Source organism: Nocardioides pinisoli, assembly GCF_024199985.1.
Classification (GTDB): domain Bacteria; phylum Actinomycetota; class Actinomycetes; order Propionibacteriales; family Nocardioidaceae; genus Nocardioides; species Nocardioides pinisoli.
Window position 1 is genome coordinate 337513 of the sequence record NZ_JANARS010000005.1, and the last position, 20877, is coordinate 358389.

Sequence of the window (20877 nt, forward strand, 5' to 3'; positions counted from 1 at the left end):
CGCGTAGGGCTCTTGGGCCGGGGCTAGGGCCGCAACGTGGCGGGGAGCGTCTCGAAGCCGCGCAGGATGCGGGTCTCGCGGCGCCGGGCGCCGGGCTCGAGCCGCAGGTCGGGGAAGCGCTCCCAGATGGCACACAGCCCGACCTCGCCCTCCATCCGCGCGAGCTGGGCACCGAGGCAGTGGTGACGGCCGGCTGAGAAGGAGATGTGCTCGCGCGCGTTGGCGCGGGCGACGTCGAAGCGCAGCGGGTCGGGGAACACGTCGGGGTCGCGGTTGGCCCCGCCGAGGATCGCGGTGACCATGGATCCGCCACGCACGTCTCGCCCCGCGACCTGGGTGTCACGCACGGCCATGCGCGCGGTGAGCAGCACGGGCGGGTCGAGGCGCAGCGCCTCCTCGACGACGTTGGGCCACAGGGACGGGTCGGCCGCGAGCCGCGCCCGCTCGGCGGGGTGGTCGTGGAGCAGGGCGATGCCGTTGCCGAGCAGGTTGACGGTCGTCTCGAAGCCGGCCGCCAGGACCAGCCCGGCCGTCGCCTTGAGCTCGGTCTCGTCGAGCCCACGGCCCTCCTCGCGGACGGCGACGAGCTGGCTGAGCAGGTCGTCGCCGGGCGTGCGGCGCAGCGTCTCGAGGTGCCCACCCAGCCAGGCGTCGAACTGCGCCAGTGCCCGCGAGACGGACCGGTAGAGCCGGAACCCCAGCCCGAGGTCGAGGCTCGGTGCCGCGGCCGAGCCGAAGGCGAGCACCTGGCCCCGGTCCCGCTCGGGCACGCCGAGGATCTCGGCGATGACGGTGACGGGCAGCACGGAGCAGTAGGTCTCGACGAGGTCGACGGGCCCCGACGCCCGCCGCTCGAGCTGGTCGAGGAGGTCGGCGGCGATCTCCTCGGTGCGCTCGCGCAGCCGCTCCACGGCCCGCATCGTGAAGACGCGGGTCACGAGCTTCCGGTAGCGCGTGTGGTCGGGCGGCTCGGTCACCAGCAGCGACGGCGGCTCGACGGGGTGGAGCGTGGTGGGGGCGGCCCAGCGCGAGACCCGACCCAGCGGCCCCTGGGCCGTTGGCAGCCCCGTGCGGAAGTCGTCGCTGGTGAGCACGTGCCGCACGGCGGCATGGCTCGTCGTGACGTAGCCGATGCGGGAGCGGTAGACCGGGCCGCGCGAGCGGATCTCCTCGACCAGGTCGAAGACCTCGTCGGTGCCGGTCGCCCCGAGCCGGATCAGCCGGGCCTGGAGGTCACCCTTGGCAGCAGCGCGCCGCAGGAACAGCGTGGGCAGGCCGTGGGCGACGCCCCAGTGGACGCCCGAGCGGAGCTCAGTGGCGGGCGACGACATGACCCGAGGGTAGTGCTGCCTAGGCTGACCGGCATGTGGCTCGTGGTCGACCTCCTGCTCGTCGCCGTCTTCGCGGTGATCGGGCGGCTCAGCCACTACGACTCCCTCACCGCTGCCGGCTGGTGGACGACCGCCTGGCCCTTCCTCGCCGGCACCGTGGTCGCATGGGCGGCGTTGGCCGTCGCGAGGCGACCGCCGGCCGCGGTCACCTCCGGCGTGGTCGTGTGGGTCGGGGCGCTCGTCGGGGGCATGGTGCTGCGGCAGGCGAGCGGGCAGGGCACCGCGACCGCGTTCGTCGTGGTGGCCACGCTCGTCCTGGGCGCGCTCCTGGTCCTGCCCAGGCTCGGTGCGAGGTTCGGTGCCCGTGGCTGACGCCGCCGCCCGCACGCGCGACGCCGTACGCTCCACCGGCCTCGCGTTCGGCGTCCTCCTCGCCGCCGTGGTGCTCGTCTCGGTCAACCTGCGACCGGGCGCGTCGTCGGTCGGACCGGTGCTCGAGGAGCTGCGGACCGGGCTCGGCATGAGTGCCGCGGTCGCCGGGGCGATGACCGGCCTGCCCGGACTGGTCTTCGGCCTCGTCGGTGCCGTCTCGGTGGCCTTCGCGCGCAGGGTCGGGATGACCGCCGGCATCACGATCGGCCTCGCCCTGGCCGCCCTCGGCCTGCTCCTGCGCGTCACGACGGACGACGTCCCGGTCTTCCTGCTGCTCACCGTCGTCGGACTGGCCGGGATGGCCGTCGGCAACGTCCTGGTGCCGGCGTGGATCAAGGCCCACGGGCACGCCGTCGCCCTCATGACCGTCTACGGCACCGGACTCGTCGTCGGTGCCACCCTCAGCTCGGTGGCGACGGCCCCGGTCAGCGAGGCGGCCGGTTCGTGGCGCGCCGGCCTCGGCATGTGGGGACTCCTCGCGGCGATCGCGCTGCCGCTGTGGGCCTGGCTCACCGTGCACGAGCGCCGCTCCCCCGCCGAGCACCAGGTCAGCGGGGACGCGGCCCCCAGCGGTCGCATCGTGCACTCACCGACCGCCGTGGCGCTGACGGTCCTCTTCGGCGTGCAGTCGATGCACGCCTACGTGCAGTTCGGCTGGCTGCCGCAGGTCTACCGCGACGCCGGCATCTCCGCCTCGCACGCCGGCGCCCTCCAGGCGCTGCTGTCGAGCGTCGGCATCGCCGGCGCCCTGGTCCTGCCGACGATCATCGAGCGCGGTCGGGGCCTGCGCGTGATGGCAGTGTCCTTCGGCGTCCTGCTCGCCCTCGGCTACAGCGGGCTGGTCGTCGCGCCGGCCACGGTCCCCTGGCTGTGGGCGCTGATGCTCGGCTACTCCGGGCTCGCCTTCCCGACCGCGATCGCGCTCATCGCCGCCCGCACCCGGCACCCATCGGTGACCGCGCAGCTCTCCGGCTTCGTGCAGCCGGTCGGCTACGCGCTCGCCGCCATCGGGCCCTTCCTCGTGGGCCTCGTCCACGAGGCCACCGGCGGCTGGACGCTGATCCTGGTCCTGCTCGCCCTCACCTCCGTGCCGCTGACCCTCGCGGGCGTGCGCGTGGCGCGGCCGACGTACGTCGACGACGAGATCTGACCCGCACTCGGCGCCGCCTCTGTCAGGATCTGCGCGTGAGGCAGTGGGTGGTGGTCGTCGGCGGGACCAACATGGACGTGGTCGCCCGCACGTCCGCGCCGCTCGTCCCCGCGTCCAGCAACCCCGGCCGCACGCGGATCTCCCCCGGCGGCGTCGGCCGCAACGTCGCCGCCTGCCTCGGCCTGCTCGGCGCACCGGTGCGGCTGGTGTCGGCCGTGGGCGACGACGCCTTCGGCGAGGAGGCGCTGCGGGTGACGGCCGCGTGCGGCGCCGACGTGTCGGCCGTACGCCGCGCACCCGGCGCGACCGGCACCTACACCGCCGTGCTCGACGACCGCGGCGAGCTCGTGGCCGCCGTGTCCGACATGGCGGTCGTCGACGAGCTGCGGCTCGAGACCGTCCACCTGACCGACGCGGCGCTGGTCGTGCTCGACGGCAACCTCGCCCGCGACCAGGCGGTCCGGGTCGTCGGCGCCGCGGCCGAGGCGGGGGTGCCGCTCGCCTTCGAGCCGGTCTCGGTGGCGAAGGCCGACCGGCTCGCCGACCTCGTGCACGACCTCTTCCTCGTCACGCCCAACTCCGACGAGCTGGCCGCCATCACCGGTCGGGGACCCGCCGAGTGGCGCGCCTCGGTCGACGACCTGCACGGGCGCGGGGTCGACCACGTCTGGGTGCGGCTCGGCGCCGACGGATCCTGGATGTGCAGCCGCGATGGGGAGCCGGTCCACCTGGCGACGGTCCCCGCCGAGGTCGTCGACGTCACCGGTGCCGGCGACGCGATGCTGGCCGCCTGGGTGGCTGCCTGGCTGCGCGGCGCCAGCCCGGTCGAGGCCGCCCGCGAGGGCCACCGCGCCGCGGCCGCCACCGTCGCCAGTCCGCACACCGTCCGGCCCGACCTGGCCGCCGCCATCGAGCAGCTCCCGTCCGAGAAGGGGTCCTGACATGCTGACCGTCACCGACGAGGTCCGCGACGCACTGGCGTCCGGGCAGCCGGTCGTCGCGCTGGAGAGCACGATCATCAGCCACGGCATGCCCTACCCGCAGAACGTCGAGATGGCGCGCACCGTGGAGGGCATCGTCCGCGACGGCGGCGCCGTGCCGGCGACCATCGCGGTGCTCCACGGCAGGCCGACCATCGGGCTGTCCGCCGACGACCTCGAGCTCCTCGCCTCCGACGCGTCGGTCATGAAGGTCTCGATCCGCGACCTGCCCTACGTCGTCTCGCGCGGGCTGCACGGCGCGACGACCGTCGCGTCGACGATGCGGCTCGCGGCCCTCGCCGGCATCCGCGTGTTCGTCACCGGCGGCCTCGGCGGCGTGCACCGCGGGGCGGAGACGTCGTACGACGTGTCGGCCGACCTGACCGAGCTCGCGACGACGTCGGTGGCGGTGGTCTGCGCCGGGGTGAAGAGCATCCTCGACATCGGGCTGACCCTCGAGAAGCTCGAGACGCTGGGGGTGCCGGTCCTGGGCTACGGCACGGACGAGTTCCCGTCGTTCTACTCGCGCTCGTCGGGCTTCGCCGCGCCGATGCGCGTCGACTCCCCCGCCGAGGTCGCCGCGCTGGTGCGGGCCAAGTGGGACCTCGGGCTGGCCGGCGGCGTCGTCGTCGCCAACCCGATCCCGGCCGAGTCGGAGATCCCGGCCGAGGAGATCGGCGTGATCATCGAGCAGGCGCTCGCCGACATGGACCGCCTCGGCATCACCGGCAAGGACGCCACCCCCTACCTGCTGGGCCGCATCGTCGAGATCAGCGGCGGCGCGTCGCTCACCGCCAACATCGCGCTGGTCGAGCACAACGCCCGCCTCGGCGCCGCGATCGCGCGCGAGCACGCCGCGCGCTGAGCCCCTCGTCGGCACCAACACGCCGACACAAGATGTGGTCCCCCACTTCTTCCGCGCCCCCACATATGGTGGTCGACGCAGCTGGTTCGCCGCGCCAACCCGGGCGCGTCGAGGCAAGAGGGAACCCGGTGTGACTCCGGGACTGCCCCGCAGCGGTGAGTGGGAACGACAGCCGTCACCAAGCACTGGACCGAGAGGTCTGGGAAGCGACGGCCAGTAGGGGTCGAGCGGAGAGATCCGTGAGGCGCGCCCGCGAGTCCGAAGACCTGCCAGCGCACCGCACCCGACCGGGTGCGGTGGTCCGAGGCCTCGTGGGAAGGCCGGTGGGCTCCTACGACGTCGCGCCAGCGCGCCCGTCGTACCCCTCCCCTCCCCGCGCGACCCGGACCTCACGTCCGTCTCGCGAGGAGAGAGAAGTGACCATCACCGAGTCACCGGGCCGCACCGCGATGCAGGTCCGCAAGAGGAACGGCGACGACGAGCCCGTCGACGTCAACAAGATCGTCCGCGCCGTCGACCGGGTGGGCGCCGACCTGGCGCACGTCGACCCGATGCGCGTCGCCACGCGCACCATCAGCGGGCTCTACGACGGCGCCACCACCGCCGAGCTCGACCGGCTGTCGATCCAGACCGCCGCGGAGATGATCGGCGAGGAGCCGCAGTACTCCCGGCTCGCCGGGCGCCTGCTGGCGGGCTACGTCGACAAGGAGGTCCGCAACCAGGGCGTCGCGTCGTTCAGCCAGTCGGTCGCGCTCGGTCACGCTGAGGGGCTGATCGGCGACGAGACCGCGGCGTTCGTCAAGGACAACGCGCGCAAGCTCGACTTCGCCGTCGACGAGGCGGCCGACCGCCGCTTCGAGTACTTCGGCCTGCGCACCGTCTACGACCGCTACCTGCTGCGCCACCCCTCGACGCGGCTCGTGATCGAGACGCCGCAGTACTTCCTGCTGCGGGTGGCGTGCGGGCTCGCCCGGAGCACCGGCGAAGCGATCGAGTTCTACCGGCTGATGTCGCGGCTGGCCTACCTGCCGTCGTCGCCGACGCTGTTCAACTCGGGCACCCGCCACACGCAGATGTCCTCGTGCTACCTCGTCGACTCCCCGCGCGACGACCTCGACTCGATCTACTCCCGCTACGCGCAGGTCGCCAAGCTGTCGAAGTTCGCCGGCGGCATCGGGATCGGCTTCTCCCGCGTCCGCAGCCGCGGCGCGCTGATCCGCGGGACCAACGGTCAGTCCAACGGGATCGTGCCGTTCCTGCGCACCCTCGACTCGTCGGTCGCTGCGGTCAACCAGGGCGGTCGCCGCAAGGGCGCCGCGTGCGTCTACCTCGAGCCGTGGCACCCCGACGTCGAGGAGTTCCTCGAGCTGCGCGACAACACCGGCGAGGACGCCCGCCGGACCCACAACCTCAACCTCGCACACTGGGTCCCCGACGAGTTCATGCGCCGGGTCGAGGCCGACGAGCCGTGGTCGCTGATCGACCCGGACCAGGCACCTGAGCTGCCCGACCTGTGGGGCGAGGCGTTCGACGAGGCCTACCGCCGCGCAGAGGCGGAGGGCCGCGTGGTGCGGCGGGTCAGTGCCCGCGAGCTCTACGGGCGGATGATGCGCACGCTCGCGCAGACCGGCAACGGCTGGATGACCTTCAAGGACGCCAGCAACCGCACCTGCAACCAGACCCGGGACCAGGTTCCCGGACAGGGGCCGAGCGGCCCGGTCGTGCACCTGTCCAACCTCTGCACCGAGATCATCGAGGTCTCCTCCGACGGCGAGACCGCCGTGTGCAACCTCGGCTCGGTCAACCTCGCCCAGCACCTCGCCGCCGACGGCATCGACTGGGAGGCGCTGCGCGCCACGGTCCGCACCGCGGTCCCGCTGCTGGACCGCGTCATCGACGTCAACTACTACCCCAGCGACGAGGCGGCCGCATCCAACCCGCGGTGGCGCCCGGTCGGTCTCGGGCTGATGGGGCTGCAGGACGTCTTCTTCGCCCTGCGCCTGCCCTTCGACTCCCCCGAGGCGCTCGAGCTCTCGACCCGGGTCTCGGAGGAGATCTACCTGACCGCGCTCGAGGTCAGCTGCGAGCTGGCCGAGCGTCACGGCCCCCACCCGGCCTACGCCGAGACCCGCGCCGCGGGCGGCGTCCTCCAGCCCGACCTGTGGGACGTCACCGGCACCCAGGTCGAGCGCTGGGCCGCGCTGCGCGAGCGGATCGCCGAGCACGGCCTGCGCAACGCGTTGCTCGTCGCGATCGCGCCGACGGCGACGATCGCCTCGATCGCCGGCTGCTACGAGTGCATCGAGCCGCAGGTGTCCAACCTCTTCAAGCGCGAGACGCTCTCCGGCGAGTTCCTCCAGGTCAACACCGCCCTCGTGCGCGAGCTGAAGGAGCGCGGCCTGTGGACCGCCGAGGTGCGCGAGGAGATCAAGCGTGCGGAGGGTTCGGTGCAGGGTGTCGCGGCGATCCCCGACGACGTACGCCGCCTCTTCCGCACCGCGTGGGAGCTGCCGCAGCGCGCGCTCATCGACATGGCCGCCGCCCGGCAGCCGTTCATCGACCAGAGCCAGTCGCTCAACCTGTTCATCGCCGGTCCGTCGATCGGGAAGCTCTCGTCGATGTACCTGCACGCCTGGAAGTCCGGCCTGAAGACGACCTACTACCTCCGTTCGCGCCCGGCGACGCGGATCCAGCAGACGACGACGTCGGTCAGCGTCCCCGCGCCCGCCGTAGTCGTCGAGACCACCCCGACCATCCCCACCACCTTCTCCGACGGCGCGGCGCTCGCCTGCTCGCTGGAGGACCCCGAGAGCTGCGAGGCCTGCCAGTGACCACCACCGAGAACCCCACCCGGATGCTGCTCGACCCGGGGATGAACCTGACCCTGCGACCGATGCGCTACCCGCACTTCTACGACCGCTACCGCGACGCGATCAAGAACACCTGGACCGTCGAGGAGGTCGACCTGCACTCCGACCTCAAGGACCTCGCCCGGCTCAGCGAGGCCGAGCGGCACCTGGTGTCGCGACTGGTGGCGTTCTTCGCCACCGGGGACACGATCGTGGCCAACAACCTGGTGCTCAACCTCTACCAGCACGTCAACTCCCCCGAGGGCCGGCTCTACCTGTCGCGCCAGCTCTTCGAGGAGGCGGTGCACGTGCAGTTCTACCTGACGCTGCTCGACACCTACGTGCCCGACGAGACCGAGCGGCACGAGGCGTTCTCGGCCGTCGACAACATCCCCTCGATCAAGGCCAAGGCCGACTTCTGCTTCCGGTGGATCGACTCGGTCTTCGACCTCGACGCGCTGGAGACCCAGGAGCACCGCCGGAAGTTCCTGCTCAACCTGATCTGCTTCGCGGCGGTCATCGAGGGGCTGTTCTTCTACGGCGCGTTCGCCTACGTCTACTTCCTGCGCTCGCGCGGCTTCCTCAACGGGCTCGCGTCGGGCACCAACTGGGTCTTTCGCGACGAGTCGATGCACATGGCGTTCGCGTTCGACGTGGTCGACACGGTGCGCGAGGAGGAGCCGGGGCTCTTCGACGAGCAGATGGCCGCCGACGTCCGGCAGATGATGGTGGACGGCGTCGACGCCGAGGCACAGTTCGCCGAGGACCTGCTCGGCGGTGGCGTCGCCGGGTTGTCGACGGCCGACATGCGCTCCTACCTCGAGTACGTCGCCGACCGCAGGATGGAGCGCCTCGGCCTGCCCGTCATCTACGGCTCGAAGAACCCCCTGGCGTTCATGGAGCTGCAGGACGTGCAGGAGCTCTCCAACTTCTTCGAGCGCAAGGTCTCGGCCTACCAGGTCGGCGTCACCGGCGCCGTCGGGTTCGACGAGGACTTCTGAGGGCCGCACGTGCGCGGCGTGTCAGGCGAGCAGCTCGGACTCCCTCGGGCCGCCCGTCCACGGCGGGACGACGCGCCGCGCGCGGGCGGTGTCGAGGAAGTCGTCGGCCAGACCACCGGGGAGGCCGACGTAGGGCGAGGACTGCGAGGCGTGCGCCGCCATCGCCAGGTCGAGGGCGCGACGGTGCTCGCCCACGTCGACCACGGTCGTGATCTCGTCGTCGGGCGTGCCGAGCCGGGCCTCGTCGACGTCGAGGTAGGGCGAGCCGGGGTTGACGACCTGCTGGTGGTCGGCCCAGCGCCGCATCAGGGACCGTGAGAGGCAGGCGACGTAGACGCGCGGCACCGCGGCGTCCTCGGCGGCGCGCAGCACCGCATCGCGCACCAGCACGTGGTCGCGGTGCCCGTCGCTGCCGTCGAGGGTGACCAGCACGTCGGGCGAGAACGCGCGCACCTCGGCGAGGATCGCCGCGACCAGCGCGTCCTCGGTGGCGCCGCACACCGTCCCGGGCCCCGGCTCGCCCGCCATGCCCGAGTCGGCGAAGCCCAGCAGGGCCACCCGCTCGACGCCGAGCAGCCGCGCTGCCGTGCGCAGCTCGGCCTCCCGCACGGCACCCAGGTCGTCATGAGGGGTGGTCGACTCCCCCGCCTCGCCCCGGGACGCGCACACCACGGCGGTGCGTGCACCCCGGTCCGCGGCGTGCAGGAGCAGCGAGCCGCAGCCGAACGTCTCGTCGTCGGGGTGGGCCACGACGACCTGCACCCTCGGCGCTCGCGGTCGGGCGGGAGGCGTGCTGCCGGTCATGTCGTGGTCCCCTCGTCAGTGTGCTGGGCCAGCGTCACCGCTCGGGTGCCCCGGCGGCAAGGTGCACGCCGGCTCACGGCGCCGTCGTCGCCTCGACGGGACGGTTGCTGCGCAGGGTCCCCAGCGGGTCGGACTCGCCCTTGGCCCGGACCAGTCGCTCCCGGTCGGCGTCCGACCACCACGTCGAGCGCGCGTGGGCGCCGCCGAAGTTGAGCAGCGTCCGTCCGCTCGCGGCGTCGGCCACGGCTGCGCCGGTGCGCTCGAAGCACGCCTCGATCACCGGGACCAGCTCCGGGACGGCGGGGATGCCGAGCAGGAACAGGTTGTACGGCTCGCGCACCGGGCCGTGCGCGCCGCCGCCGTCCGGCGTACGGGTGAAGGCACCGCCGAGGTGGCGCACCTGCACCACCGGCAGCGGCGAGCCGCTGCCCGCGCCGACCGCGCGCACGAAGGCGTCCATCGTGTCCTCGTCCAGGCGCGACAGGAGCTGCGACCACTCCATCCCCGGGGTGGGGTCGGTGGGCTCGGCGGCGATCCCGTCCAGCTCGGCGAGGGGCACGTCCCCCGTGAGGTCCATCGCGAGGTCCGGCACCACGCGGTAGGGCGCCAGCAGCCGCTCACCCTCCTCGGCCTCCCCGAGGAACGCGACGGCGACGCTGGCGAACGAGCGGCCGCGGAACGGCTCGGGCACCTCCGGGAGCGGCGGGAACTGGTAGGCGTGCAGCCACGTGCTGAGGGTCTCCGGCGCCTCAGCGGTCGAGCGGGCGAACACCCGCAGGAGCTCCGGGAGCCGCTCCAGCGGCCACAGCAGGCGACCTCCCCAGACGTGCGGAGCCGGGTGCAGGGCGACCTCCATCCGGGTGACGACGCCGAAGTCCCCACCTCCTCCGCGCACGGCCCAGAACAGGTCTGCGTCCGGTCCGTGGCTCGCGGCGCTCAGCGTGCGGTGGCGGCCGAGGCCGTCGACCAGCTCCACCGACACGATGCTGTCCGAGCCGATCCCGTAGGCCCGACCGAACCAGCTGATGCCGCCCGTGAGCGTCATCCCGACGACCGTCGGGTCGGAGCTCGACCCGGCGAGGAAGGTCAGCCCGGTGCCGTCGAGCGCGGCCAGCAGTGCTCCGGCCTTGACGCCGGCACCGACTGTGGCGGTGCGCCTCTGCTCGTCCACGACGATGTCCTGCAGGGCGCCGGTGCGCAGCAGCAGCACGTCGCCGCCGAGGCCGTGCACGGCGCCGTGACCCGTGGGCTGGGCGGTGACCTGGAAGCCGAGGTCCACGGCCCAGCGGACCGCGGCCCGGACGTCGCCCTCGTCGCGGACGTCCACGACGGCGAGCGGCTGCTGGTCGACCACGACGTTCCACGGCATCCTCGCGACGTCCCAGTCGGGGTCGCCGGGGGTGTGGACCGTGCCCGCGACCCGGCGGCGCAGGTCCGCGAGGACCTGACTGCGGTCGGGGTGGTCGAGGGTGGCGGCGACCGTGGCCTCGGCCCGGTCGAGGGTGGTGTTGTCGGCGTTCATCTCTTCTCCTCTGGTCGGTGCGACAGGAGGAGCATCCGGCGACGTCCTTGCCGGACGCCTGCACGCGCCTTACCGGGCGCCCAGCCGACCCGCGAGAACCTGCGAACGTCGCTGCCACGGACGGCACTCGAGCCGAGCGTTGAGCTCGACGGCACGCGCGGCCGCCTCGGCGGCGCGGGGGTCACCGAGCGCCTCGAGGCCGAGGGCGTGGAAGTGGTCGACCACGCCGTAGTGGAAGATCGAGCCGTAGTTGGCCGGGACGCCCAGGTAGGGCTCGATCAGCGGCATGGTCTCGCGGACGCCGTCGAGGTCGCGGAGGGCAGCGAGCACCGCGACCCGGAGGCACCGGCCGACCGTCGAGCTGTAGGTGATCTCCTGCACCGGGGCCGCCGGGCCGAGCACGTCGCGGGCCCCGTCGAGGTCGCCGTCCTCGACCAGCGCCCAGGCGGTGACGGCACGCAGGGCCGCGCTGCCGCCGGCCGCGAGCGCGACGGCGCTCGGGGGGACGGACGCGCCCACGGGGCGTGAGTGCAGCGCGTGCAGGCACTCGAGCTCGCGGGCGGCGATGAAGCCCGCGCGGCGGTGCATCTCGAGCGCCCGGTCGCCCAGAGCCCCGGCCTCCGGCGACTCCGCGTCGTGGGCGCGCGCCCAGTGCCACCACGCGAGCGGGATGTCGACACCGCTGTGCCTCAGCGCCTCGGCCGCCGCGCCGCACCGCGCCATCGCGTCGTCGGCCGCCTCGACCTGGAGGCACTCGTAGCGCAGGAGGCCGAGGTAGAAGAGCGCGGCGAGCTCGATCTCCCCGCGCGGCCGGCGGGCCACCAGCTCCTCGACGAGCTCGACCCTGCCGGTCATGTCGCCGCTGCCCATCATGCCGACCATGCGCACCATCAGCATCTCGTCGAGCAGCGCCCGGTCCCCCATGCTGCGGGCGATCCGCACCGACTCATCGCCGTACTCCTGCACGACGTCACCGCGCGGGCCGTAGTAGTGCTCCATCTGGAGCGTGGCGAGCACCCGGGCGCGGGGAGCGAGCTCGAGGTGCTCGGCCGCCTCGGTCAGCATGCCGATGAACTCGTGGTCGACCTTGCCGTGCTCGCGCCAGCTCCACACCCCGGCCCCACCGAGAATGGCGGCGGCCTCGGCGACGAGGTCCCACCGCGCCAGGTCCCGGGCGGTCTCGACCGCCTCCTCGACCGCCGTACGCGCCTCGGGCGTCCGTCCCAGCCGGAGGAGGGCGGCCGCGCGGCCCCGCTGCGCGCGAGCGGCCTCCGAGGACTCGCTCCGGGCGTGCGTGAGCGCGAGCGACCACAGGTCGAGCGCCTCCTGGTGGGCGGACCGCGCGGCGGCGACCTCCGCTGCCCGGGACAGCCACACGACGGCGCGCCGCGCCTGCTCGGCACCGAGCGGGGCGGCCAGCTGCGCATGGTGCGCGACGTCGGCCGCAGCGTCGCGGTCGTCCCCGCCGCGCTGCTCGAGGATGCGTGCCGCGCGGTCGTGGAGGTGCATCCGACGGGCGGCCCCCATCCGAGAGCTCAGGGCCTCCCGGGCCAGGGCGTGCACGAACGCATAGCCGTGCTCGTGCTCCTCCGCGAGCCCGCTCGCCACCGCCTGGTCGAGGAGCTCCAGGGAGCGGTCCACGTCCAGCCCGCTCAGCTCGGCGACGAGGGCTGTGTCGATGGTGCGGTTCACGACCGCGGCGGCCGTCAGGAGGCCGATCCCCTCGGGCGAGAGCCGCTCGATGCGCTGGCGCAGCACGTCGGTGATGCCGTCCGGCACCGGCAGCGTGGCGGGCTCCACCGAGGCCAGGTCGGGCAGGCTCGCCAGCAGCCGGGCGTACTGGAGCACGAAGAACGGGTTGCCGGCCGTGACGGACGAGACGTGGCGCACCAGCTCAGCGCCGACGACCGACGAGCCGAGCGTGGACTCCAGCAGGTCGCCCACGCCGGCGCGGTCCAGCCCGTCGACGCGCAGTCGCTCGGCACCGGCGCGGGCGAGCGTGGCCATGGTGTCGACCAGCTGGTCGCCGGTGACCGTCTCGGTCGTGCGCCGGGTGATCACGACGGCGAGGGGCGCGTCGGGGGCGGTGTCGGCCAGGTGGCGCAGCAGCTGGAGCGAGGTGGAGTCGGCCCAGTGGACGTCCTCCAGCACGACCAGCAGCGGCCGGCGCGCGGCAGAGCGCGCGAGCAGGTCGACGACGGCGTCGAACATCCGCAGGCCGGCGCCGGCGCCGGTGTCCTCGACGTCCGCGTCGTCGAGCAGCGGTGCCAGTCGTGGGTCGGACGCGCTCTCGCCGTCGTCGGCGGCGAGCTCACGCACCATCGCCAGCCACGGCCACAGGGCAGGTGCGTAGCCACCCTCGTGGGCACGCCCGACCACCACGCGCCAGCCGTCGTCGCCCGCACGCCGCGCCACGTCCTGCGCGAGCCGGGACTTGCCGATGCCCGGCTCACCGGCGACGAGCAGGAACCGGGTGCGACCCGTCGTGCCCGCCCGCGCGACGACGGCGGAGGCGAAGCGGGTGGTGTCCTCGCGGCCCACGGTCACGGGCCCGCGCGCCGGGTCGTGAGCCGTTCCGCGGGCATCGCCCGCACCCGCGACGGCGTCGAGGTGGCCGAGCGCGTCGTCGGGCACCCTCGCCGGCACCATCAGGTCGGGGTCCTGGCGCAGCAGCCGCTGCTCGAGGGTGCGCACCTCCGCCGACGGGTCCACGCCCAGCTCGTCGGAGAGCCGCTCCCGCAGCGCGCGGAGCGTGGCGAGCGCGTCCGCCTGCCGCGCGCAGCGGTACTGGGCGAGCGCGAGCAGCGCCCACAACCGCTCGCTGTAGGGGTTCTGCCCGGCGACCTCGGCGGCGTCCCGCAGCGCGTCCTCAGCGCGGCCGACCTCGAGCAGGGCACGGATGCGCTGCTCCTGCACGGCCAGGCGCAGCTCGACGAGCCGGTCGGCGGCCGCCCGGACCAGCTGGCCGTCGACGGTCGCGTACGGCGTACCGGTCCAGCACGCGAGCGCCGCGTCCGTAGCCGCCAGGGCCTCGCGGCCGTCGCCCGCACCCAGCGCATCGCGGGCGGCCGCCTCGAAGGCCCACGTGTCGACGTCCGCGATGTCCGCGGCGATCGCGTAGCCGGCGGCGGTGCTCACCAGCGCGGACCGGTCACCCGGCCGACGTCGGGGCTCGAGGAGTCGGCGCAGGCGGGACACGGCCACCTGGACCGAGGCGAGCACGCGGTCGGACGCCTCCGCGCCCCACACCTCGATCGCGAGACGCTCGGCCGGGACGTGCTCGCCGTGGGCGGCGAGCAGCGCGCACAGCACGCCACGCTCGCGCCCGCGCGTCACCGGCACGCTGACCCCGTCGACGACCACGGCGGTCTCCCCGAAGGCAACGTAGGTCAGCGCCACGGCGGCATGGTGACACAGGCGGGGCCGTGCGTCGCCCCCTTTCAGGCGGGTGGAGCTGGCTCCGGTGAGCGGTGCGCCGGGCAGACCCAGCCCGCGCGACGGTGGTCCCAGTAGCAGGTCCACGTGTGGCGGTGGCGGGGGCGGGCGGTCGGGTGGTCGGTGGGAGTCGTGTCCACGACGATCCTTCCGGGGTGACGGCCGGTCAGCAGTGGACCGTGGGGTTGAAGGCGGCGAGCAGCCCGTCCGGGTTGTGCTTGAAGAGCCACGCGTGCAGGTCGTAGTGGACCGGCATCCCGGGCTCGTGGCCGGGCATCGGACCGTCGAACGGCACGCCGAGCAGGTCGGGCCGGTCGTCCGAGGTCGTGACGTCCTGGTCGCCGTCGGGGGCGAACCACTCGACGGCACCGAGCGTCAGGCCGCCGGCGCTGGGGACGTAGACGAGGATCGGCGGGCGCTCCGGGTCGATCGGACCCATCAGGCTCGGGTTCACGTAGTGGTAGCCCATGCCTCCGCCGGGCGAGGCGGCGCACTCGGTGCTCGGCAGGTAGCCGTCCGCGACGGCCGCGGCCGGGGATCGGTAGCGGGCCAGCCGACCCTTGAGCTGCATCAGCTCGCGGAGGGCGGGCTTCGGCACGTCCCGGACGCTGGAGCCGTAGCCGTGCGATCCGCCGTCGTCGTGGGCCGACGCGGACGGTGCGGCCAGCGAGAGGAACGGGAGGGTCAGCGCGGCGGTCAGCGACGAGGCCAGCGCGGTACGGCGGATGCGGCGGGTGGACTGCAGGGACATCGGTGTCTCCTTCGGGTGGACGACGCCCGGAGAGGACCGGGCTGTGGTCCCACGCTGTCAGCGGGGACTTGCCGGTCACTTGCACGCCGCTGATCGCCGCACGTGCGCGGTCGTCAGAGGCCGACGGCCTCGGGTCGCCCCTCAGCGGTAGCGGTCGAACTCGCCGCGGTCGGTGGGCACGATGTCCTTGCCGAGCGGCGCCAGCGAGATCGGGATGAGCTTGAGGTCGGCCAGGGCGAGCGGGATGCCGATGATGGTGATCGCGAGCGCCACGGCGGACACGACGTGCGCCAGGGCCAGCCACCACCCGGCGAGGACGAACCAGACCACGTTGCCCAGGAACGAGCCCACGCCGGCCGACGGCTTCGCGACGACGGTGCGGCCGAAGGGCCACAGCGCGAACACCGCGATGCGGAAGGACGCGATCGCCCACGGGATCGTGATGATCGGGATGCAGAGCAGCACCCCCGCGAGCAGGTAGCCGAGGAACAACCAGAACCCGCCGAAGATCAGCCAGATGACGTTCAGGAGCAGGCGCACGTCACGAGTATGCCCGTGCTTGGATCGCTGCATGGCCTCCCGACTGACCGAGATCTCCCTCGACTGCCACGACCCCGACCGGCTCGCGGACTTCTGGTGCGCCGTGCTGGGCTGGGTCGTCGTCCACCACGAGCCCGGCCTCGTGGAGATCGGCCCCGAGCGGGTCGAGGACCAGGCGCTGCTGGACGCCGTGCGTTCCGGCCCGGTCTGCCCGACGATCTTCCTCGCGAAGGTCGAGGAGCCCAAGACGGTGAAGAACCGTTCGCACTTCGACGTCTCGCCGGTCGACGCGTCGCACGAGGAGGAGGTCGAGCGCATCCTCGCCCTGGGCGCGACCCGGGCCGACGTCGGGCAGAGCGGCGAGGAGTCGTGGACCGTGCTCGCCGACCCGGAGGGCAACGAGTTCTGCGTGCTGCGCAGCCTCGCGCCCGGTCACTTCTCGCTGTGAGCGGACTCGACGTCGTCCTGCCGATCACGACCGACCGGCTGCTGCTGCGGCCGCACCGGATGGACGACCTCGACGACCTCGTCGTCTTCCACTCCGATCCCGAGGTGGTCCGCCACGTCCCGTGGCCGGTCCGCGACCGCGCGGCGACCGAGGAGACGTTGCAGGTCAAGCTGACCCAGACCGAGCTCCTCGCCCACGGCCAGTGGCTCGTGCTGGCCGTCGAGCTGCGCTCGACGGGCACCGTGATCGGCGAGGTGCTGCTCAAGTGGGCCTCCGAGGGTCAGGGCGAGGTCGGTTTCGCCTTCGGCCGCGACCACCAGGGGCAGGGCTACGCCACCGAGGCCGCCACCGCGATGCTGCGCCTCGGTTTCGACGCCCTCGGCTTCCACCGCATCACGGCCGTCTGCATCGAGGAGAACTCCGCCTCCGCCCGGCTGCTGGCTCGGCTCGGCATGCGGCAGGAGGCACGCCTGGTCGACAACGTGCTCTTCAAGGGCGCGTGGGCCACCCAGCTAGTTTTCGCGATGCTCGAGGACGAGTGGCGCGTCAGCCCTCACCGGTCCCCCGCACCGCGGCCCCACCGATCGGATGAACGATGACCGGCGGGGCCTCGACCGTTCCCCCTGTCGGCCTGTCCCGACATCTACTCCTCGTTCGCCGGGACTTCCACACCCTCAAGGCGGGTCGGCAGACCCTCCCCTGCGGCGCCGTCCGCGGCCCCGGACATGAAGTCGCGGAGCACCTGTGCGAAGCGGTCGGGATCGTCGAGGTGGGGGAAGTGGCCGGCGCCCTCGAAGAGCTCGACCTGGCACTCCGGTAGCGCGCGCTGCGCGCTGAGCGCGTGCCAGGCCGGGATCATCCGGTCCCTCGAGCCCCACACGATCAGGGTGGGCGGCGGCGTCACGCCGGCGAGGTGGTCGTGGGCACTGATGCTCTGACCACCGATGTCGATGACGGCCCGGGTGGTCGCGAGGAACGCCCGCCGGCTCTCGCGGTCGGCGAGCGAGGTGAAGCCGCGCCAGATCGCACCGATGTCGGCGCCGGGCCTCCAGCCGACCTTCTGCGCTCCGCGGCCCAGGGCCTCGACCCGCTCCAGGACGGGCCCGGAGGCGATCACGCCGAGCACCTGCTCCGCGCCCGGGAGGGTGGCAGAGCGCAGCACCAGGTTGACCTCCCGCCCGAGGCCGCCGCTCGCGACGAGCACGAGCCGGTCCACCCGCTCGGGGAAGAGGTAGTAGAACTGCATGGCGATGCCACCGCCGAGCGAGTGGCCCACGAGCGTCACCCGCTCGATGCCGAGGCGGTCGAGCAGGTCGCGCAGGGTCGCGGCGTGCGCGCCGAGGGAGTAGTCGCCCGTCGGCTTGGCCGAGTCGCCGTGCCCGAACAGGTCGGGCACCACCACGCGGTGGTCCTCGTCGAGCTCGTCGACGAGGTGGGACCACTGTCGCTGCGACCCGAGGATGCCGTGGATGAAGAGGATCGCGGGCCCCGAGCCGGTGTCGACGTAGGACAGGTCATGGCCGTGGAGCACGACCGTCTGCGGAGCCAGGCGGACCATCGCTCCTCCGTCGTCGAAAGGCTGGTTACCCCACAGTAGCCGCACGGCGAGGACCGTGCCCCGGGTGCGCGGAGCTTCTGGGTCGAACGTCGACGGAAACTTCGGTGGAACAATCTTGTATTGAACTGAGTCCTGGTCCACCGTAGGTGACGGAGGCGAGCAACATGGACACTCTCGACACCCCGGCGGACACACGGATGATGGGCATCGTCCACGAAGCGCTGAAGCGTGACCTTCGGCACGTCCGACAGGTGCTGCAGGACGAACCGGCCCCCCGCGGCCGGCAGCGGATCGCGCTGGGCCGGCACGTGCTCTGGATGCTGGACTTCCTGCACGCCCACCACAGCAGTGAGGACGCGGGCCTGTGGCCCCTCGTGCTGCGACGCAATCCCGCCGCGGCGGAGCTGCTCGCCTCGATGGAGGCCGACCACGCCCGGATCGCCCCGGCGGCCGACGCGGCCGCCGCGGCGGCACGGACGTACGCCTCGACGACGGCCGATGCCGACCGGGTGGCGCTCATCGGGGCCCTCGACGACCTGCTCGCGGTGCTCGTGCCACACCTCGACCGGGAGGTGGTCGAGGCCATGCCCGTCGTGGCTGCGAGCATCACCAACCGCGAGTGGGACGCGGTCGAGCAGGAGTACAACATCAAGCCGAAGACGACACGGCAGCTCGCGACGGAGGGTCACTGGCTCATCGAGGGGATCGACGCAGAGGGCTACGACGTCGTGGTGCACAAGGTGCCGGCGGTGCTCCGGTTCGTCCTCATCCACGGTTTCGGGCGCGCCTACCGGCGCCAGGCCGACGAGCGATGGACACCCGACCCCTCGTCCGTCGCGGACCCGGCCCGGTGACCGCCGCTCCCGGAGCGGCACGACGGCCCTACCGGTCGGCGCACCGCCGGCAGCAGGCAGTGCGGACGCGCGCCCTGGTCCTCGAGGCCGCCACGTCGCTGTTCGCCGACCGCGGCTGGTCCGCCACCGGGATGCGCGACGTCGCCAAGGGCGCCGGCGTCGCCGTGGAGACGGTCTACAGCAGCTTCGGCTCGAAGACCGACCTGCTGCTGAGCGCCATCGACGTCGGCGTCGTGGGCGACGACGAGCCCGTGGCGCTGTCCCAGCGCCCGGAGTTCGCTGGGCTCGGGGTCGGCAGTCTCACTGATCGTCTCGCTGCGGCGGTGCGGATGGTCACGGGGATCAACGAGCGGACCTGGGGGCTGCGACAGGCGCTCAGCGAGGCGGCCGGGAGCGAGCCGCAGCTCGCGGCGAAGCTCCACGAGCTGGAGACCCGGCGGCGCGAGAACATCCGTGAGGGCGTCGAGATGGTGATCGGCCGACCGGTGGACGACGAGGTGCTCGACGGGCTCTGGGCGGTCATGGGCGCCGACGTCTTCCGCCTGCTGACCCAGGTCGGAGGGCGAGGAGTCGACGACTACGAGCGATGGTTGACGACGACGACGCGTCGGCTACTGGCGGTAGATGTTCCCGAGCCGCCCCCGGGTCCGTCGACCGGGAGGGACGGGTGAGCTAGGTCCAGAAGCACTCGCAGGTCGAGGTGGAGGTCGACGCGGCCCTGCCTGCCAACCGGCGCAGCGACCGCCCTGGCCCTGACAGGCACGCCGGCAACAGCAGACAGCAGCACCAAGACCGGCCAGTCCGCGCTCTCCTTCACCCAAGGCTTCCGCAAGGCCGTCTCGGTCGAGCGCATCCGCCGGCACCAGGCGGCCCTCCAGGGGTTCTCCGACGAGGGCGGCACCGGGAACCGCGTGGGGGGCTCGCCGGCCAACCGCGCCTCGGTCGACTACGTGGCGGCCAAGGCGGCAGCAGCCGGCCTCGACGTCACCGTGCAGCCGTTCGAGTTCGAGTACAACGCCGACGCCTCACCCGCCGTCCTCAACCAGGTCTCACCGTCCCCCACCTCGTACGTCGACGGGACCGACTTCGCATCGATGACGTCGTCGGGCAGCGGCGACATCACCGCTCCGGTGATCGCGGTCGACCTCGTCCTGCCGCAGGCGCCCGCTGCGGGCCTGACCACCTCCGGCTGCGAGGCCGCCGACTTCGCGGGCTTCCCGGCGGGCGCCATCGCCCTCATGCAGCGCGGCACCTGCCCCTTCGGGACCAAGGCCGACAACGCGGCCGCAGCGGGTGCCGTCGGCTCGGTGATCTTCAACGACGGTGGCGACGCAGGCCGCGTCGCGGTGGTCAACGGCACGCTCGGGACACCGGTCCGCACCTTCCCGGTCGTGGGCGCCTCCCTGGCGGTGGGCCAGGACCTCGCCAACGGGATCGCCAACGGCAGCACCGGCAGCACCGCGCGGCTGAAGGTCGACCGGGTGGTCGAGACGCGCACCACCTACAACGTGATCGCGGAGACCCCGGGCGGTGACCCGGAGGAGGTGGTCGTCGTCGGCGCGCACCTCGACAGCGTGCCCCGAGGCCCCGGCATCAACGACAACGGCAGCGGCTCGGCGGCCATCCTGGCCATGGCCGAGGCGCTCCAGGGGCGTGACGTCCACAACAAGGTCCGCTTCGCGTGGTGGAACGCCGAGGAGTTCGGGCTCCTGGGGTCGGCGTACTACGTCTCGCAGCTGAGCCAGGAGCAGAAGGACGACATCGCCCTCAACCTCAACTTCGACATGATCGGCTCGCCCAACTACGTGCGGTTCGTCTACGACGGCGACAACTCCGGGTTCCCGGTCGGGCCGGGCGCCGCGGCAGGCCCCGACGGGTCGGGCCTGATCGAGAAGGTGTTCCACGACTACTTCGGCGCGGTCGGCATCGCCAGTGCGGAGACGCCCTTCAGCGGACGCTCGGACTACGGACCCTTCATCGCCGCGGGGATCCCTGCGGGTGGTCTGTTCACCGGCGCCGAGGGGATCAAGACCGCCGCGCAGGCAGCCGTCTTCGGCGGCACCGCAGGCCAGGCCTACGACCCGTGCTACCACCTGGCGTGCGACACCTTCGCCAACAACAGCAACGCGGCCCTCGACGAGATGGGTGACGCCGCCGCGCACACCCTCCTCACCTTCGCTCGGTGGGACTTCTCCAAGCGGGCGCTCACCAACCCCGCGGGCCCCGTCGAGCCGCGCAGCGGCAGCTCCGCCGGTGGCGAGGGTGGCGGGTTGCACGACCACGACCACGAGCCCGAGGTCTCCTGACCCGAGCAAGGGTCGTCGTGGCGCCCGTGAACCGGGAGACGGCTCACGGGC

At 73.1% G+C, this 20877-nt stretch carries 18 protein-coding genes and 1 riboswitch; of the genes, 11 read left to right on the forward strand and 7 right to left on the reverse strand.

The genetic code is table 11. The annotated features are described in order from the left end of the window. Window positions 1–23: 23 nt before the first annotated feature. Complete coding sequence (locus tag NCI01_RS13450; protein ID WP_254181993.1) at window positions 24–1331, reverse strand: cytochrome P450; 1308 nt, start codon at window positions 1329–1331, stop codon at window positions 24–26. A gap of 33 nt (window positions 1332–1364) precedes the next feature. On the opposite strand from NCI01_RS13450, the gene NCI01_RS13455 reads away from it, so the two are divergent. The 6 genes from NCI01_RS13455 (at window position 1365) to NCI01_RS13480 (ending at window position 8608) form a co-directional block, all read left to right on the forward strand. Continuing rightward, window positions 1365–1703 carry a DUF3054 domain-containing protein gene (locus NCI01_RS13455; protein WP_254181994.1) on the forward strand — a complete coding sequence of 113 codons (339 nt, stop codon included), beginning with the start codon at window positions 1365–1367 and terminating at the stop codon, window positions 1701–1703. Beyond that, window positions 1696–2913, forward strand: coding sequence for an MFS transporter (locus tag NCI01_RS13460; RefSeq protein WP_254181995.1), 1218 nt, complete (start codon window positions 1696–1698; stop codon window positions 2911–2913). The genes NCI01_RS13455 and NCI01_RS13460 overlap by 8 nt, the downstream gene beginning before the upstream one ends. Window positions 2914–2948: 35 nt before the next feature. Beyond that, window positions 2949–3854: a carbohydrate kinase family protein gene (locus tag NCI01_RS13465; RefSeq protein WP_254181996.1), complete on the forward strand. Its 906-nt coding sequence runs from the start codon at window positions 2949–2951 to the stop codon at window positions 3852–3854. Window position 3855: 1 nt separating this feature from the next. Continuing rightward, window positions 3856–4758, forward strand: a complete 903-nt coding sequence (locus tag NCI01_RS13470) for a pseudouridine-5'-phosphate glycosidase (protein ID WP_254181997.1) — start codon at window positions 3856–3858, stop codon at window positions 4756–4758. Window positions 4759–4822: 64 nt separating this feature from the next. Continuing rightward, window positions 4823–5046: riboswitch (cobalamin riboswitch) on the forward strand. Window positions 5047–5174: 128 nt separating this feature from the next. After that, complete coding sequence (locus NCI01_RS13475) at window positions 5175–7589, forward strand: ribonucleoside-diphosphate reductase subunit alpha (protein WP_254181998.1); 2415 nt, start codon at window positions 5175–5177, stop codon at window positions 7587–7589. Further along, window positions 7586–8608: a ribonucleotide-diphosphate reductase subunit beta gene (locus NCI01_RS13480; protein ID WP_254181999.1), complete on the forward strand. Its 1023-nt coding sequence runs from the start codon at window positions 7586–7588 to the stop codon at window positions 8606–8608. Before NCI01_RS13475 ends, NCI01_RS13480 begins: the two co-directional genes overlap by 4 nt. A 21-nt stretch (window positions 8609–8629) precedes the next feature. Here NCI01_RS13480 and NCI01_RS13485 read toward each other — a convergent pair whose 3' ends face one another. The 5 genes from NCI01_RS13485 to NCI01_RS13505 form a co-directional block, all read right to left on the reverse strand. Further along, entirely contained in the window at window positions 8630–9412 is a 783-nt protein-coding gene (locus NCI01_RS13485; protein WP_254182000.1) for a PIG-L deacetylase family protein, read from the reverse strand. 73 nt (window positions 9413–9485) lie between these two features. Further along, window positions 9486–10934 carry an FAD-binding oxidoreductase gene (locus NCI01_RS13490; RefSeq protein WP_254182001.1) on the reverse strand — a complete coding sequence of 483 codons (1449 nt, stop codon included), beginning with the start codon at window positions 10932–10934 and terminating at the stop codon, window positions 9486–9488. A 69-nt stretch (window positions 10935–11003) separates the two neighbouring features. Continuing rightward, window positions 11004–14333, reverse strand: coding sequence for an ATP-binding protein (locus NCI01_RS13495; protein WP_254182002.1), 3330 nt, complete (start codon window positions 14331–14333; stop codon window positions 11004–11006). A 202-nt stretch (window positions 14334–14535) separates the two neighbouring features. Continuing rightward, complete coding sequence (locus NCI01_RS13500; RefSeq protein WP_254182003.1) at window positions 14536–15120, reverse strand: hypothetical protein; 585 nt, start codon at window positions 15118–15120, stop codon at window positions 14536–14538. Window positions 15121–15261: 141 nt separating this feature from the next. Further along, the gene (locus NCI01_RS13505; protein WP_254182004.1) at window positions 15262–15660 is read right to left on the reverse strand and encodes a YccF domain-containing protein; all 399 of its coding nucleotides are present in this window, start codon (window positions 15658–15660) and stop codon (window positions 15262–15264) included. Between the two features lie 31 nt (window positions 15661–15691). Here NCI01_RS13505 and NCI01_RS13510 point away from each other — a divergent pair, with 31 nt between their 5' ends. Both NCI01_RS13510 and NCI01_RS13515 read left to right on the forward strand, forming a co-directional pair. Continuing rightward, window positions 15692–16108, forward strand: a complete 417-nt coding sequence (locus NCI01_RS13510; RefSeq protein WP_254182005.1) for a VOC family protein — start codon at window positions 15692–15694, stop codon at window positions 16106–16108. After that, window positions 16105–16707: a GNAT family N-acetyltransferase gene (locus tag NCI01_RS13515; protein WP_254182006.1), complete on the forward strand. Its 603-nt coding sequence runs from the start codon at window positions 16105–16107 to the stop codon at window positions 16705–16707. Before NCI01_RS13510 ends, NCI01_RS13515 begins: the two co-directional genes overlap by 4 nt. A gap of 44 nt (window positions 16708–16751) precedes the next feature. On the opposite strand, the gene NCI01_RS13520 is transcribed toward NCI01_RS13515, so the two are convergent. Beyond that, window positions 16752–17666 carry an alpha/beta fold hydrolase gene (locus NCI01_RS13520; protein WP_254182007.1) on the reverse strand — a complete coding sequence of 305 codons (915 nt, stop codon included), beginning with the start codon at window positions 17664–17666 and terminating at the stop codon, window positions 16752–16754. Between the two features lie 164 nt (window positions 17667–17830). On the opposite strand from NCI01_RS13520, the gene NCI01_RS13525 reads away from it, so the two are divergent. The 3 genes from NCI01_RS13525 (at window position 17831) to NCI01_RS13535 (ending at window position 20826) form a co-directional block, all read left to right on the forward strand. Then, window positions 17831–18520, forward strand: coding sequence for a hemerythrin domain-containing protein (locus NCI01_RS13525; protein ID WP_254182008.1), 690 nt, complete (start codon window positions 17831–17833; stop codon window positions 18518–18520). Next, window positions 18478–19191, forward strand: coding sequence for a TetR/AcrR family transcriptional regulator (locus NCI01_RS13530; protein ID WP_254182009.1), 714 nt, complete (start codon window positions 18478–18480; stop codon window positions 19189–19191). Before NCI01_RS13525 ends, NCI01_RS13530 begins: the two co-directional genes overlap by 43 nt. Window positions 19192–19431: 240 nt before the next feature. Then, window positions 19432–20826 carry a M28 family peptidase gene (locus NCI01_RS13535; RefSeq protein ID WP_254182010.1) on the forward strand — a complete coding sequence of 465 codons (1395 nt, stop codon included), beginning with the start codon at window positions 19432–19434 and terminating at the stop codon, window positions 20824–20826. Window positions 20827–20877 lie beyond the last annotated feature (51 nt).